Origin of the sequence: Amycolatopsis sp. 2-15 (assembly GCF_030285625.1) — a bacterium.
GTDB lineage: Bacteria > Actinomycetota > Actinomycetes > Mycobacteriales > Pseudonocardiaceae > Amycolatopsis > Amycolatopsis carbonis.
This window is the reverse complement of sequence record NZ_CP127294.1, coordinates 7,201,246-7,216,740: the sequence shown is the minus strand read 5'-3', so window position 1 is coordinate 7,216,740 and position 15,495 is coordinate 7,201,246. Positions and strand designations below refer to the sequence as shown.

Annotated in this window: 11 protein-coding genes and 3 pseudogenes; 5 read left to right on the top strand and 9 right to left on the bottom strand. The window is 65.7% G+C overall.

Translation table 11 applies throughout. The features are described 5' to 3' along the window. The first annotated feature begins 4 nt into the window (after window positions 1–4). Window positions 5–1,282 carry a sensor histidine kinase gene (locus QRX50_RS35730; protein WP_285967504.1) on the top strand — a complete coding sequence of 426 codons (1,278 nt, stop codon included), beginning with the start codon at window positions 5–7 and terminating at the stop codon, window positions 1,280–1,282. Between the two features lie 71 nt (window positions 1,283–1,353). Then, complete coding sequence (locus QRX50_RS35725; RefSeq protein WP_285967503.1) at window positions 1,354–1,551, top strand: DUF1707 SHOCT-like domain-containing protein; 198 nt, start codon at window positions 1,354–1,356, stop codon at window positions 1,549–1,551. Between the two features lie 346 nt (window positions 1,552–1,897). On the opposite strand, the gene QRX50_RS35720 is transcribed toward QRX50_RS35725, so the two are convergent. Next, entirely contained in the window at window positions 1,898–2,632 is a 735-nt protein-coding gene (locus tag QRX50_RS35720) for a hypothetical protein (protein WP_285967502.1), read from the bottom strand. Window positions 2,633–2,833: 201 nt separating this feature from the next. Next, entirely contained in the window at window positions 2,834–3,103 is a 270-nt protein-coding gene (locus QRX50_RS35715; RefSeq protein WP_285967501.1) for an STAS domain-containing protein, read from the bottom strand. A 238-nt stretch (window positions 3,104–3,341) separates the two neighbouring features. On the opposite strand from QRX50_RS35715, the gene QRX50_RS35710 reads away from it, so the two are divergent. After that, window positions 3,342–4,427 (top strand): IS630 family transposase, encoded by a 1,086-nt coding sequence (locus QRX50_RS35710; protein ID WP_285967500.1) that lies wholly within the window; start codon window positions 3,342–3,344, stop codon window positions 4,425–4,427. A 356-nt stretch (window positions 4,428–4,783) separates the two neighbouring features. Here QRX50_RS35710 and QRX50_RS35705 read toward each other — a convergent pair whose 3' ends face one another. Next, on the bottom strand, window positions 4,784–5,254 hold the full coding sequence (locus QRX50_RS35705; RefSeq protein ID WP_285967499.1) for a hypothetical protein: 471 nt from the start codon (window positions 5,252–5,254) through the stop codon (window positions 4,784–4,786). 649 nt (window positions 5,255–5,903) lie between these two features. Here QRX50_RS35705 and QRX50_RS35700 point away from each other — a divergent pair. Further along, a pseudogene (locus QRX50_RS35700) lies at window positions 5,904–6,254 on the top strand (transposase); the annotation flags it as partial. Window positions 6,255–6,263: 9 nt separating this feature from the next. Here the strand turns inward: QRX50_RS35700 and QRX50_RS35695 are convergent. After that, window positions 6,264–6,887, bottom strand: a pseudogene (locus tag QRX50_RS35695) (ISL3 family transposase); the annotation flags it as partial. On the opposite strand from QRX50_RS35695, the gene QRX50_RS35690 reads away from it, so the two are divergent. Further along, a complete protein-coding gene (locus QRX50_RS35690) occupies window positions 6,850–7,374 on the top strand; it encodes an IS5 family transposase (RefSeq protein ID WP_285974653.1) in 525 nt (174 codons plus the stop codon). The pseudogene QRX50_RS35695 and the gene QRX50_RS35690 sit on opposite strands and share 38 nt — an antisense overlap. Before the next feature lie 181 nt (window positions 7,375–7,555). On the opposite strand, the gene QRX50_RS35685 is transcribed toward QRX50_RS35690, so the two are convergent. From QRX50_RS35685 to QRX50_RS35665, 5 genes and pseudogenes are all read right to left on the bottom strand, one after another. Beyond that, window positions 7,556–8,680: an IS701 family transposase gene (locus tag QRX50_RS35685; protein ID WP_434533374.1), complete on the bottom strand. Its 1,125-nt coding sequence runs from the start codon at window positions 8,678–8,680 to the stop codon at window positions 7,556–7,558. A gap of 139 nt (window positions 8,681–8,819) precedes the next feature. After that, window positions 8,820–9,601, bottom strand: a pseudogene (locus QRX50_RS35680) (transposase family protein). A 159-nt stretch (window positions 9,602–9,760) separates the two neighbouring features. Beyond that, the gene (locus QRX50_RS35675; RefSeq protein ID WP_285967497.1) at window positions 9,761–10,759 is read right to left on the bottom strand and encodes an LLM class flavin-dependent oxidoreductase; all 999 of its coding nucleotides are present in this window, start codon (window positions 10,757–10,759) and stop codon (window positions 9,761–9,763) included. 133 nt (window positions 10,760–10,892) lie between these two features. Further along, window positions 10,893–12,482 (bottom strand): UbiD family decarboxylase, encoded by a 1,590-nt coding sequence (locus QRX50_RS35670; RefSeq protein WP_285967496.1) that lies wholly within the window; start codon window positions 12,480–12,482, stop codon window positions 10,893–10,895. After that, window positions 12,479–13,159, bottom strand: a complete 681-nt coding sequence (locus QRX50_RS35665) for a UbiX family flavin prenyltransferase (RefSeq protein ID WP_285967495.1) — start codon at window positions 13,157–13,159, stop codon at window positions 12,479–12,481. The genes QRX50_RS35670 and QRX50_RS35665 overlap by 4 nt, the downstream gene beginning before the upstream one ends. Window positions 13,160–15,495: the final 2,336 nt, after the last annotated feature.

The window sequence follows — 15,495 nt, the reverse complement described above, 5'->3', positions numbered from 1 at the left end:
GCGCGTGCGTCGCCGCATCGTCCTGACGACGGTGCTCGCCGCGTTGGTCGCGATCGGGCTGTTTGGCGTGCCCCTGGCCGTCGCTGTCGCGCGGTACTTCGTCACCGCCGAACGCGCCGAACTCGAACGGGCCGCCGACTCTTACGCCCTTGACGTCTCGGCCGATATCCTGCGGCACCGGGCTCCCGATCGCACGCCGGCCACCGAGGATCCCACCTTTGTGGCGGTCTACAGCCCGGCCGGCAGGCTGCTCGCCGGGGCCGGCCCGCCCACGCTCGCCGACGCCGGTGAAGCCACCGCGGCGGACGAGGTTCTGTCCGCGGACACCCCCGGGGAACTGGTGGTCGTCGTGCCGATCAGCGACGACGGGTCGGTGGTCGCGCTCGTGCGCGCCGCCACCGCGCGCACAGAGGTCTACTGGCACACCGGTCTGACCTGGCTCGGCATGGCTGGCCTGGCCGTGGTTGCTCTGCTGTCGGCTTACCTCGTGGCGCGGCGCCAGGCCCGGCGTCTGGCCCGTCCGCTCGAACAGCTGTCCGCGACCGCCCGTGACCTTGGCGACGGTGACTTCAGCATCCGTGCCGACCGCGCCGGAATCCCCGAGATCGACTCGGTCGGCGAGTCCCTCGACTCCACCGCCGTGCGGCTCGACGACCTCCTGGCCCGGGAACGCGCCTTTTCCGCCGACGCGTCCCACCAGCTGCGCACCCCGCTCGCCGGGCTGCGCCTACAGCTGGAGGCCGCGCTGGAGAACCCGCATGCGAACCTGCGCGACGTGGTCGAGGCCGGCGTCGCGACCACCGGCCGGCTCGACCGGACCGTCACCGACCTGCTCGCCCTCGCCCGCGACACACCACCGGTCCGCGACGACGTCACTGACCTCGCCTGCGAGCTCGCCGGCATCGAGACCGAGTGGGCGGCGGCCCTGGCCGAGCACGCACGCGACCTCGTGCTGAAGGTGGAACCCGTCGTCGCCGGCGCCCTGCTGTCCGGGCCGGTGCTGCGCCAGATCATGACGGTCCTGCTCGACAACGCGCTACGCCATGGCGCCGGCACCGTGACCGTCACCGCCCGCGACGCCGGTGACGTGCTCGCCGTCGACGTCGCCGACGAAGGTGAGGTCAACGGCACCGACGTGTTCGACCGCCGCTCACCCGGCGCCCGGGGAACCGGGATCGGCCTCGCGCTCGCCCGCCGTCTGGCCGAAGCCGAAGGCGGGCGCCTGCGCCTGACCCGCCCCCGGCCCGCTCTGTTCACCCTGCTGCTACCGCTCGAGCAATGACGGGTAGCTACTACATTTGTGTAGAATTTCGGCGAGAGCAGAGTTTCGGACACCAGCTCGGCCCGGGGACCATGACCGCAGGCGAGCCCCGCGCGGAGCACGCGGGCATCCGCTGTTCCGACGCCGAGCGGGAAACCGCCGCCACGGCGCTGCACGCGGCCGTCGGCGACGGTCGCCTGTCACTGGCCGAAGTCGAGGAGCGGACCGCGACAATCTACGCCGCTCGCTTCCGCCACGAGCTCGACACCATCCTCGCGGACCTGCCGTGACCCACCGGGCCGGCGCTTGGCTGGCGCCCGGTGCTCGAGCTGGCCGGCCGGGAGTTCGGCGACGCGAAATGCCGGAGAGCGGTGTGACAATGTGGGTCGGTCATAGTCATGACCGACTTCGCGCTGCAGCCGCTGACGCGGCCCGTTCCGATCTCGTAGCCGCGCACGGCTATCTCCTCGCCGTGCTACGTCATATCGGCGACAGTCCGGGCCGAGACGTGCGAGCACGAGAACGATTCCTTCGGAGACCTCGCCCGCGGCAGCGACTCCCACCGGCCTGCCGGCCTACGCGGCTCAGCCGAAGAGTCCGCGTCGTCGTCACGCTCGGCGTGGCGGCCCGGAGTCGTTACTTGAGCACGCCGACCGCGCGGGCGATGACCAGCAGCGACGTCAGCAGCGCCGCAACGCTCTGCACAGCCATCAGCGCCTTGGCCCGTGCGGACAGTGGCATGGTGTCGGTGGGGCTGAACGCGGTCGAGTTGGTCACCGACACGTACAGGTAGTCCATCAGTGCCGGTACCCAGTCGGACTTGACGCTGGAGCCGTCGGCGACCTCCTCGACCGTGTCGGCGTTCTCGTCCTGCGAGAAGCGGAAGTCGGCCAGCGGGAGGTCGTTGCGGGAGGCCTGGGTGCGCTTGACCGGGCCACCGCGGTCCAGTTCCCAGTAGGCCAGGCCGAACGCGATCACGTTGGTCAGCCACACCTGGAGCGCGCCCAGCAGCAGGGCCTGGCCGTTGCTGGCCGCGCCGGCGAGTAGGTCATGGATGAGCAGGGCCAGTGCTCCCAGGTTGGTGAGCGCGACAACGACGACCAGTGCCAGTGACAGCACACGGGAGAGCCTGGTCTGGCGCGTGACACGCCGCGGATTGATCGCGATCAGCGGCACCAGCAGCACGAGTTCCACAGCGGGCACCACGAACCGCGGACCGATCAGCAGTTGTTCCGGCAGCGCCAGGTAGAGCGCCATGGCCACGAGTGTCGCGATGGCGGCCGGCAGGCGGGCCTCACCGCGGCGCTGATGGCGCTGATGGCGCGGATGGCGGGGATGGCGGGTTTGGGCGTCGGTACGCTCGGCTGACATCGCGGCTGCTCCTCGCGGACGGCCGCTGACCGGCCCCATTTGTCGGGCGCCAGCATAACGTCCGGCGCGCCCTCGTCGGCGCCGTACCCACCGCCGCCAGGACGCCGCTACCTGGTCAAAACCGCTATCTGCCCAGGTGAACTTGCAGCAGTTGGCGGATGGTATTTCCTCTTGCCCTCGCGGTAGACCTCGACCTCGTCGTCAGTTGCGGTCGGCGGCCAGCGCTTCAGCCGCTGAGGGATATCGCGCGAAGACTGTGTCGAGCCCGAGGAGGTTGAGCGTGCGATCGAGGTAGCGTCCGACCGCTACCCGCAGCTCGGTGCTCTCACCTGCGGCCTCGCGGGCCTTGACAAGTGCGCCGAGCGCGGACGAGGAGCAGAACTCGACCTTGGTCAGGTCGAGCTCCAGCACCGGCGGGGCTTCGGCGAGGGCCTCGCGGATCGCGAGCTCCAGGTGGGGCGTGGTAAGCATGTCGATCGCTAGCGAAGGAGCTGGTGCGCTCGAGCGCACGGTGGTGCGCCCCAGTGCCGCAGACCCGGCATCGACGTCAGCCTCGCTGATCACATCGGCGGCCCAGTCTCGCGTCGTCGGGCCGCCGCGCAGGTAAGGGTGGGCCCTCAGAAGATTCATCTGACCTGCGAAAAATAGACATTCTTGAAGATCCTAGTGTTGTGAGTCATTAGTTCGCCGGTAGTTGGTAGGGTGTGGCATGCCGAACCCGAAGGCTGAGCCGGTGGTGTTGTCCGAGGAGGAGCAGCGAGTTTTGCTGGCCTGGAGCCGGCGTCGGAAGACGGCGCAGGCGTTGGCGGCGCGAGCTCGAATTGTGTTGCGGTGCGCGGAAGGTGGCACGATCGGCCAGGCAGCCGCAGACCTGGGCGTTTCCCGGGACATGGTCTCCAAGTGGCGGTCGCGGTTCCTGGTTGGCCGACTGGACGGCTTGTCGGACGAACCACGTCCGGGGCGGCCCCGGTTGATCACTGATGACCGCGTCGAGCGGATGATCACCAAGACGCTGGAAGAAACCCCGGGGAAGGACACGCACTGGTCGACACGGTCGATGGCGTCGGCGACAGGCCTGTCCCAATCCGCGGTCTCGCGGATCTGGCGGGCGTTCGGGTTGAAGCCGCATGCAGTCGAGACCTGGAAACTCTCGACCGATCCGCAGTTCGTGGACAAAGTCCGTGATGTCGTCGGCCTGTACATGGCCCCGCCGGAGAACGCGTTGGTCCTCGCGGTGGACGAGAAAAGCCAGATGCAGGCGATCGACCGGACTGCCCCGATCTTGCCGCTCATGCCGACCACCCCGGCGCGGATGACCCATGACTACGTTCGTCACGGCACCACCAGTTTGTTCGCGGCGTTCGACGTCTCCAGCGGGTCGGTGATCGCCCAGCACTATCGCCGTCACCGTCACCAGGAGTTCCTGCGTTTCCTGAAGCTCATCGACGCAGCCGTTCCGCAGGAACTCGACCTGCACCTCGTGCTGGACAACTACGCCACCCACAAAACCCCGCAGGTCAAGAACTGGCTGCTGCGCCATCCCCGGTTCCACCTGCACTTCACGCCGACCAGCAGTTCATGGCTGAACCTGGTCGAACGCTGGTTCGCCGAGTTGACCAACCGAAAACTCCGCCGCTCCGCCCACCGCAGCGTCACGGCACTGGAAAAAGACGTACGACAGTGGACCAACGAATGGAACGCCAACCCGAAACCCTTCGTATGGACCAAGACCGCCGATGACATCCTCGACGCCCTCACCGCCTACTGCGGGCGAATCAACGACTCACAACATTAGTTCGTCGGGGGTAGTCATGCTGGCGGCGGTCGTGGAGCGTGGCGATCATGACGGCCGATCCGTTCGAGCAGCCGGTTAAGGTCGTCGCGGGTGAACCTCCAGTCGAAGGGGATCGCGGCGGTGTTGTACCGGTGCTGGAAGGACAGGAGCCGTTCAGCGACCTCGTCCTGGTCCTCGAAGTCGTCTGGTGTGAGGGCTTTGGCCGGGTGCCCACGCTCAGTCGGGCATCCGGCCAAAGTCGTTTCGAGCTTTGGGCGGCGCTCGGCTGGTCGGCGACCTGCGGTTCGGCTGCCTGTGCGACTATCTCATCGGACAACTCGATTAGCAACGCGAGGAGGCTGCGCGCGACGTGGCACTCAGCCCGAGGGCGTCGACGTGCCGGTGGTTTCAGCCGCCGTCGTCTCGGACGATTCGGACGTCTCCGACGAGGGTTTGGCGGTCTTGGGAGGGATCTCCCTTTCGGTGTCGAGCGTCTCGTGCCGGCCGGTTTTCGTCTGGCTCGCGAACATCTCGCAGGCGCTCTGGTCCCCACCGCACCTCAGCCGGCCGTTCATGCTCAGGCTTCCGTTTCGGGACGGGTCAATCCACGTGATGCCGACCGAGCACGGCAGCGCCTCGGCGGTGAATGTGAACGATGCGCAGACCGGCTCCTCGCCGCACCCTTCGCTACCGGACACGACGTCGGAGGGGCCGACGCTGACAGCGGTCACCACGACTTCGACACCGTCGGGGATCGCCGGATTGCCCAGCCAGCTCACACTCAGGCATTCCGTCGTCCCACTCTCGCCCGTGTTGCGCGCCCCGATGGGAAGACCCGCGAGCTGCACGGAGCCATCTTTCGCGGGCGGCGGCAGCGGCACTTCGGGCCCCGTGCTCTCCGTCCCGGGGCTCGAGTTCGTGGTCTCCGCCGAACCGCCGGTCTGCGCGGTGGTGTCGGTTTCGCCGGAGCCCGACCCGCCCGTGCCCCCGCACGCCGCATAGCCGGGTCTGCGTCATCAAATGCACTCGCTGAGTACGGACGGGCTGTCTATGCGTAGACACCACCCACGTGACCGTCGGCCGGCAACATCGTCGTTGGCGCGGCGCCTGCGGAAGCATTTGGGTCAGCTGGTACACGTGAACGTAGGCCCAGCGTGAGGTTCCTCGCGTAGCAGCATTCCGTTGCGGCGGTACTCACGACTGATCGTGGACGGGCCGCGCCCCAGTCGGCCACGATCAGCCTGATCCCGGCCCTCGTTCCTTCTTGTGCAGGTGCTGGCCCGACCACCTACGCGGACTCCCGATTATTCTGCGAGGTTGGCTCACCGCCGCTTGTGGTGCCAGACGAAGTTCCCAAACTCGAAGGTAGATCAGTTTCGCCGGGGGAAGCTGCGTTCATCCGAGATGTGTGAACGGCGCCACCGTAACTGGCTTTTTCGAACCACTAAGAGCGTGTCTTACGTGGTGATCGGTCGCTCGTGAGCGATGATCTCGGGTGTGGTTGATCGTTTGTCGTTGCGGTTGGTGCCGGACGAGCTGTGGGCGTTGGCGGAGCCGTTGATCCCGGTGTTCGCGTCGCGTCCGCAGGGTGGTGGCACGGCTCCGGTGGACGCTCGTGCGGTGTTCACCGCGATCGTGTACGTGCTGACCAGCGGGTGTGCGTGGAGGGATCTGCCGCCGTCGTTCGGGGTGCCATTCCAGACCGCGCACCGCCGCTTTGGCCAGTGGACCAAAGCCGGGTTGTGGCGAGGACTGCATCTCGCGCTCTTGGACGAACTCGGCAGCCAGGGCTTGCTCGACTGGAGCCGCGCGATCGTGGACGGTGCCTGTGTGCGGGCGAAAAGGGGCTCTGTTGATCTATGTGTGGGTGCGGTCGGGGAGTTCGGGGCGGTAGCCGCCGAGGGCGAGGAGGGCGAGTGAGATCAGGGCGTCCGGGCGTTTGAATCCGAAGGCCAGGCGGGTCAGCAGTCTGATCTTGGTGTTTGTCGACTCGATCAGCGCGTTGGACAGGCCGTGATCCAGACTCGCGTGGATCGCCGACAGCTCGGACCGGACGGTGCGGGCGAGCTTGACGAATTCGGGTATCCGGCAGCGTGCCGCCCAGGCCAGCCAGCGTTGTAATGCTTCTATTCCGGCCTGGCCGCCGACTGCGAAGACGTGTCGGAGTCCTTCTTTGAGCAGGTAAGCGCGATAAATTCGAGGGTCGGTCTTGGCAATCCAGGCCAATTTGTGACGCTGATGGTCGGTGAGGTTTTCCGGGTTCTTCCACAACGCCCATCGTGCACGCTTCATGCTTTGAGCGGTGCCGGCTGATGCGGTGCGGCCACGCCGGTCTTTGTGGCTGCCCCCGGGTTGTCGGCGTGCGTAGTTCCAGGTCTGGCGCCGGACCTGGTCCAGGGCGTCGGTGGCCCACTTGACCACGTGGAACGGATCAGCGCAGCGGATCGCGTCCGGGCAGTATTGTTCGACGGTCCGGGCGATCAAAGAGCCCGAAAAGGGGGGCTCCATGACTGGTCCCAGCCCGGTGGACCGCGGCAAGCCCGGCTCGAAGATCCACGCCCTGTCCGACCGCGCCGGACTGCCGCTCGCAGTCGCCATCTCCGCCGCCAACACGAACGACTCCTACGCGCTCAAACCGCTGGTGATGGCGATCCCGGCAATTACGTCCCGTCGCGGTCCGCGGCGGCGCAAGCCGGCCAAGCTGCACGCCGACAAGGCCTACGACCAGCCCGAGCTGCGGCACTGGGTCCGCGACCGCGGCATCAAGGTCCGGATCGCCCGCAAAGGCATCGAATCCAGCCAGAAGCTCGGCAAACACCGCTGGGTGATCGAACGAACGATGGCCTGGTTCACCGGATATCGCCGCCTTACCTTGCGCTACGAACGCAAAGCTGAGCACTTCCTCGCCTTCCTCATCCTCGGAGCCAGCCTCACCTGCTACAAGAAACTCCGCAAACTCACCACGTGAGACAAGCTCTAATACTGCAACGACACTTCGTGATGGCCGCGTCGTCGGTAGTGGCTGGTACGTGCTCGGGCTTGGCTGGTGCGTCGCCATCGTGACCAGTGCATCGCATGCTGGATTGTGTGGCGGATCGGTGCGGTGACGCGGTTGAGCAGTTTGCGGATTTCGTTGGACGTGAGCGGTATCAGACCGGGTGCAGATCCCCTTTTTTCGCGGCGTCTCGGGTGATGACGAGGAATGCCGCCGCCGCCATGGAGAGGGTGATGTGCCGATACCATGCTTGGTATCGGCGGACCTGGTAGTGGTCGAGCCCTGTTTCGTTCTTCGCGGTTTGGAAACTTTCTTCGATTGCCCAGCGGCTTCCGGCGACGCGCACCAGTTCGTGGATGTCGGTGTCGGCGGGGCCGAAGCAAATGTAGTAGGCGGTCTCGGTGGGGTCGCTGACTGAGCGGCGGGCCAGCAGCCAGTGGCCGACTCCTGGTCGGCGCAGGGGGCGGATGTCGACGGCGGCCCAATCGTAGATCCGTTGCCCGTGGGCGCCATCGCCGCAGGACAGACGCTGCCAGGTGGCCGGGTCGACGTCCGCGATGACGGCGTGGACGCGTCGTTGCCGCAGATCCATGGAAATCACCATTTGGGACTTGGGTACTGCCAGCACATGCGCGATGTCGTGCTCTTCCAGCCAGAGCCGTAGCCGCCCGACCTGCCCATAGGCTTCATCGGCGGTGAACCATGCAAACGGGATTCTCGCGGCGAGCGCGCGTTCCACCATCAGTTGTGCCAGTTCGGGCTTGGTCGCGAATCCGACGTCGTCCGGAATACCGGCTGCAGCGCACCTTCCCCGATCCGCGATCCACTCTTTCGGCAGATACAACTCGCGATCGATCAAAGCCCGCCCCCGATCCGAGGCGTACGCCAAGAACACGCCGATCTGCGAATTCTCGATCCGCCCGGCCGTGCCCGAATACTGGCGCGCCACGCCGGCGGATTTCGTGCCCTTCTTCACGAATCCGGTCTCGTCGGCGATCAACACACCGCGTTCGGCGTCCCCGAGCACGTCGACCACCGCAGTGCGCACATCATCACGCATGCCCTCGGCGTCCCAGGCATAGAAGTTCAGCAGCCGCTGCATGCCCTGCGGACCCGTCTCGCCCGCCATCTCTGCCAGGGTCCAGCCGTTCTTACGCTCGGCTTCCGCCAGCAGTCCCCGCAGGTAGAAAACCATTTGCCGCCGCGGCTCCACCCGCGAAAACCGCTCCGCGAACCGCCCCGCGAACGCAGCGAAACGCGCCGACCAGTCCGTCACCATCTCCAGCACACAAGATCAACTACACGACCGTCGAACCAGAGCCTAACCGACACGCCGGTCGCTTCATAACGAAGTGTCGTTGCAGTACTAAGGGATGTCTCGTAACTGCTCTTGTGGTTGGTGGGACTGGTGTTGCGGATCAGTCTGCGAGGAGGATGTTGTGCAGGTGCGCGATTCCGGACACCGTGTCGGCGAGCGTGCTGGCGGCGCGGCGGTAGTCGCGGAGAATCTTGAAGTTCTTCATCCGGGCCAGGACGTGTTCGACGCGAGCGCGGACCTTGCGGTGGGTGGCGTTGAGATTCTCTTTCCAGTCCGGGAGTTCGCTGCCGTCGCGAGGTTTGCGGTAGGGCATGACGACCGCCGGGTTGCCTTGATAGCCGCCGTCGGCCATCACCGGCCGACCGGCGAGTTGCTCGGCCATGCCCGAGGCGCGGTAGACGGTGCAGTCGTTGCGGTTGCCCGGCTGCGGGTCACCGGTCGCGATGACCAGCCGGGTCTCGGCGTCGATCGCGACCTGCACGAACGCCTGAGTACCGGTAGTTCTTCGACGGTGTCGCCAGCCGGTGATCCCGGGTAGGCACCAGTGTGCCGTCCACGATCGCGACCGCATCCACCCGGCGTTTGCGGACCGGGGCCAGGGCCAGCAGCGGACCGATCGTGTCGCTTCCCCCGGTGCGCCGCCGAATGCGACACCCCGAACAACGGCCCGATCTGGCGCATCGTCAGGTTCGTCCGCCACTACGTTGCGACCAGCAACACGCGATCGGCCAGCGGCAATGCCCACTGCCGACCGGGCCGGCCGTCAGCGATCTCGTCCCCGCCTCGCTTCGCGACCAGCCGCACGAGCTTGCGGAACTGGCCCGGCTCCAGCCCGGTGAACGGGGCAATCCACTCCGGCCGCGACGCTGTGATCACCTGCACCACACCACCATGATCGACTACCGGCCCCGCCGGCCCAGCACCGGGTTACGAGACATCCCTTAGAGTGACGGAACTCTTGCCTGGGCCCGCGTAGCCGCGCACGATCGTCAGGCGTTGCCGCCGTGGTGCCAGCCGCGAAAACCAGGCTCGGACCGCAGATTAGCCGCGGACGACGTCGATGAACTTTGCGAGTTCACGGCTGATGTCCGGTCCGGATGGCTCGAACATGACCTCGGTGGCACCGGCGCTCGCCAGGTCGGCTACCTTTTGGCGCACAACGTCGGCACAGCCGGTCAATGTCGAGGCCAAAGTCACATAGCCGCCGGCGTCCCACGCGGCGAGGTCGGCGTCGGTCATCTCCACCATATGGCCGCGGTGGATGTGCAAGTGCCGCTCATGAGGCGGATAGCTCTCGATGACCTCGAGCCAGGCCGGTCCGCCGGGAATGGCGCGGACCGCGTCGGCTCCCTGGGCGGTGTAGGTGAAGTGGAACACGCCCGCCCAGGTGGGACCGGCGGCCAATCGCACCCGTTCGCTGTCCAGTGCTTCGCCGTCGTCGAGAACGGTGCCGGGGGCGGCGACGACCGCTTCGGTGAAGTCGCGTTGCTGGGGGATGGTCTGGAACATCGAGACGATCCCGTCGGCACCGAGGCGCTTGGCAACACTCGCCCCTTTCGGCCCGATGGCCGCGATGAGCAGGGGGATGTCGAGCGGCAGGGTTTCGTGCTGGGTGGAGGTCAGCATGAGTTGGATTGGCGCTCCTTCCCATTCGGCGGACTCACCGGCGAGCAGCGCCGAATAAACGCCGATGTACTCCTCTATGTAGGACCACGGAATCGGTGGCTGCCCGGTCGCGGCGCGGCTGGAGAAGCCGGTGCCGAAGGAGGTAACGACGCGTCCCGGCGCCTCGCGGTGCAGCGAGACCGTTTGAGCGGCATTGACCATCGGGTGGCGCAAGGTCGGAATCAGCACGGCGGGACCCAACCTGATGCGTGTGGTCGCCTTCGCGGCGTCGTGCAGCGCCAGCCATACGTCACTGCCTTCGAACGGCGTGTCATAGACGTAGGCGCTTCGGTAGCCCAGCTGCTCGGCTGTCGCGATGTGTTCGGCCGATTCGGCCGAGGCCGGCAGTGCAACGCTGACGTGAATGTCTACCATCGAACTCACTCCATTCTTCGTCGCGCGCCGGTCCCGGCCCGCTTTCGCCTTCCCTGAGCGGGCCGGGACCACCGTGCGGTTTACCTCAGTACGGGTCGTGCGATCACGCGGCGAAAGTGACGTTCGTCTTGGGTCACACTTCGGGCATGCGCTTGCTGAGCTCGTTCAGTGTGAGTCGTTCGCGTCCCTCGTCGTCGAGGTAGGGAACTCCGATTCCGTACTCCTGCCAACGGGACGCGATCCGAGACTCCAGGTCCGGCTCGATCCGGTCGGTGGGCGGGAAGCGGCGGCCACCCCATTGGGGCTGTGGGTCGATCTCCCAGTTTCGGGTGGCGTCGATGAGCATGCGCGTCCACTGCCCGGTGCCGTACTTGTTGCCGTCGTTCTTCTCTGGCGGTGTCGACGGATCGAGAGCCGAGCCCATACCCGGACCGAAGAAAGCGACGTCTCCCAGGCCGGCGTTGACGCGGTAGGACAGCGCCCAGTCCAGAGCTACCGGATCGTGAATGTCGATGTCTTCTTCGACTACCATGACGTTCTTGTGGAACCACACCGCCGAACCCAGTCCCCACAACGCCGAGGCGACCTGTTGTGCGTGGCCGCGGTAGCGCTTCTGAATCTGGACGTTGGTGTTCTGCCCGTTGGAAACTTCGGTCATCCACACGTCTTTGATTCCGCCGATGCCGATGTCCTCGAGGATGTTCCAGGTGATGGCCGATCGGGCGAAGTTGGTGATGCTGTCTTCGTTGGTCAGTCCGGGCCGGATTCCTTCCAGGGTCCCGCGCATCACCGGATCGTTGCGGTACATGATGCGGGTGACCTTGACGACGGGCGCGGGCGCGGCCGCTCCGACGAATCCCGGGTATTCGGCGAAGGGGCCCTCCATGATCCAGGTCTTGGGGTCGGGGTCGATGTACCCTTCGACCACGATTTCGGCGCTGGCGGGCACGCGCAGCGGCACGGTCTCGCAGTGCACCAGGTCGACCGGGCGCCCGAGCAGGGCACCCATCATGTCGTACTCGCACACGTTCTTGGGGAAAGGGCTGCCGGCGCAGAACGGCAGCACATCGTGCCAGCCGTAGACGATGGCCACGGGCATCGGTTCGGGTTTGTACTCCTGGAAGTGCACGCCATAACCCTGGCTGGGCACAAGAAGTTTGGCGATCTTGTCGCGGTCGACGATTTGCCCACGGTACAGGCCGACGTTCTCCAGGCCGGTGAACTTGTCTTCAGTCACCACGCCGCAGAACGTGTCGATGTAGCGGCCGCCATCGGCGGCGTGCCACTTGGGCACGGGGAATTGCTCGAGGTCGATGTCATCGCCTTCGATGACGTTCTCCTGAACCGGTCCGCTCTTGACGACGCGCGGTTTGATGGGGTTCTGGAAGCGCTCGCGCAGGTGCTGGACGATGGCCGCGTCCGAAGTTCCCTCGGGCAGGTCGAGCATCAGCTGCACTTGGCGGCGGTTGCCGAGCGCCGAGGTCAAGAACTTGGTGCAGACCGTGTCCTTGTGGCCGGTGATGTTCTCGAACAGCAGTCCAGGGCCGTGCAACGCGAGGTTGGCGCGGGTGACGGCGCCGATCTCCTCATTCCAATCGACCTCGGCGTCGATGCGCGCCAGTTGGCCCGCACCCTGGAGGGTGGCCAGCCAGCTGCGCAAGTCAGGGCCGGTGTCATCGCCCTGCTGTCCGAGGTCCGCTGCATGATTGGTGCCGGTGCTCACTGCTTCTCCTTCATGCTTGGGTTGTCGCCGCTCGCCAGGTGCTGAGAGTTTCGTTGAGCCGCTGTTGACGTGCGCGCGGTTCCGTTCTTGCCCGCAGGACGATCATCGTGTTCGTCGCCTTGCGACGACTCGGGTGACTTCCAGCGGTTGATCGTCGCGTGTGGGATTCCGAGTTGGTCGATCACGCGCCCGACGATGTAGTCGGTCACGTCATCGACCGAGCGTGGCTGGGCGTAGTAGGCGATGGTCGGCGGGAAGATGACGGCGCCTGCGCGGGCGAGGTAGTGCATGTTCTCCAGGTGTATCTCGCTGAGCGGTGCTTCGCGTGCCACGAGCACGAGGCGCCGGCGTTCTTTCAACGTGACGTCGGCGGCACGGGTGATGAGGTTGTCGCTGAATCCCATTCGGATCGCGGCCAGGGTCTTCATGCTGCAGGGGCACACCACCATGCCGTCGGTGAGGAACGAGCCGCTGGAGACGGCGGCAGCGAGGTCCCGCGCACTGTAGGTGTGTGTGGCCAGTGCCCGAACATCGTTAACGGAGTATGTCGTTTCCAGACTCAAGTTGGCGCGCGCCCAATCACTGAGGATAAGGTGTGTCTCGACGTCCAGCAACTTCAGGACTTCCAAAAGCCGTACGCCCAGTACTGATCCGGTGGCCCCGGTGATGGCGACCACTAATCGCACGGTGGGGCCCCGCAGTCTTGACGGTCTCGCCAGTCGGCCGGACGTGCATTGGAGCTTGTCGGCACGCTCGCCCGAGGGCAGTGCTCGTTACTCGGTGAAATGTGTCGAATAGTATTGCAAGCCAGCCGTCGCCGGCGTCCCATTACAAGCGGTGAATCAGAATTGATCGAAGGTGGGCCGCATTTGTGGAAGTTGCCGTACGCTCCGGGTCTCCGGCACGGACGTATTCACCCAGCGTTGGGCTGTCGTCAGTGCAACACGCAGTGAACGGCCTCCGGCTGTGAGAAGCTGGTAAGTCCTGATGTGGCAACAGCCATCCAATCTGTCGGGTGCCTCTCTCGTGGCTCGGCATGGCGCTTGCGCCGAAGTCGGCTCAACTCGGACGACGCGGCGGTTTGGTTAGTTTAACCGCCGTGATCACCTGCGTCACGCGAACGGATACGGTCGGTGACCTCAGGGCATTCCCTGCGGTAAAATCGGCCCTGCCGAACGGCACTATGTGCCTGGATATCGGCTTGGCGTTGTCCGGATCTGAGGGATTTTCGTCCGGATCGAAGGTGGCGCCAAGGACCAGGGGGCCATCGTTCCGTATGGTGAACAGTTCTGGTTTGCTCACCGTCTACCGGGACCTTCGGAGAGCCGACGTACTCCACCGTCAGCAACGCGCCTAACAGGTCGTCTACGTACCCGGCGAAGTTGCCATTGGCACCGTGACCGAGAAGCCCATCACTGCTGGTACAACAGGTAAATGGGTGAGGGCACCTGCGGTCGTCATCATCAGCACGTTGGCGAAGGAACTCACCCCATCCGTCGCGTCGGCTCTGCCATCTCTATCAGCTGGGCCAGAGCGAGCCGAGGATGCGCCTTATCGAGATCGTGCGATGGAAGCCGGGGATGAAGTGCTCGAGCAGGTCGTGGTTCGTGGTGTCGGGGCGGTCCTTGTTCCCGTCGACATAGGCTCGCCGGAGCTCGTTTTTGAAAGTGCGTCGGCAGGCCCGTGTCGCGGACCATGGCTGCCAGGTGCGGCCACTCCTGGTCGGGTTTCACGCCGCGCACCCGCGTGAAACTGGTTGAAGCCAACTCCGCGATGACCTCTGGCATGACTTTGCACCTCCTGCATCAGTGCGTGGACGGTGTCCAGCTCCCATGCTGCCGACGACCCGGCGTTGGGCGCCCCCTCCGAGCCAGCCAAAGATCATTTGAATCCGGACGCGGCCAAACCGCTGCCGTGCGCCACGAGCCGCACGTCCGAACAGGGCGACCTCACACCCAGGCGACATCATCGCGAAGGACCCATCTGCGAAGAGTGTCCGGGCAGCGAGCTCCGACCTTGAGGAGACGGCGCAGGCGAGCACAGCTGGTCAGAGATCGGCGCGACGTTGAAATAAGCAATCAGGCGGCCCAGGAGTGGTACCGCGACAAGATCGCCGAAAGGATAAGTGCTTGCCCGACTTGCATGAGGCGAGCGCTCCCGCGCCGGGCCGGAGGACAGCTGAGGCGAGACGGTGCCGTTCGCACCGGTGCCCAACACCGAAAGGACCACACGATGAGCTCCGCGGCAGGTTCGCAGATCTCCGAGCCGACGGCGTGCGGGGCGCCATGGGCCTCTGCCCCGGCACAGGAAATCGCTGAGGGCGAGCGCGGACACCACCCGGTGCACCACGCCCGGCTGCACGCGCGTCTCGAATTACGACCGGCTCGAAACGCCGTGCCCCGAATCCGTTTCGGGCCTTTCATGCCAATTACGTAAGCCTTGGATTTTTGTCAGTATGTTCGAATTTGTCCGAATGCCCAACGGCTGCGCAGCCGGGGAATAATGTGGAGACTCTCGTGCGCGTTGCACAGATCGTCTAGTTCCAAAGAGTGCAGGGATAGCTCCAGGATCTTCGCCTGGATCCTTTACCGGCAAGCTGCGCGGGTTAGCCAGGATGTTGTTGTACGGGTTGAGCTCACACGTGAGCTCAACCCGTTCGCCGCCGGCCTTGACCGCGTGGCGAAGTTCGCGAAGCCGGGTGACTTCGTGGCCCGGGCCTCGCCGGAGGAGCTGTCCCAAGGCCGACGTTCCTCGGGTGCGGGTCGGGCCGCGTGGCGCCGGTCGGCGGGCGCTACGGCACGGGTACCCGGCGGTGTCGGTCTGCGCGAACTCGCGACCGACGAGGCATCCTCAGTCTGTGGTCGCGCTGGCTGATCGGAACCGGGATCGTCGTGCTGCCGGGTGCTTTCGGTCTGGCGGTCGGTGTCGCTCTCACGGCACTGTTGCTCGGCTCGGCGGTGGTCATCGCTCGCATCATCCAGGTATCCCTGAGCGTCTTGTTCGGCAGCGACGA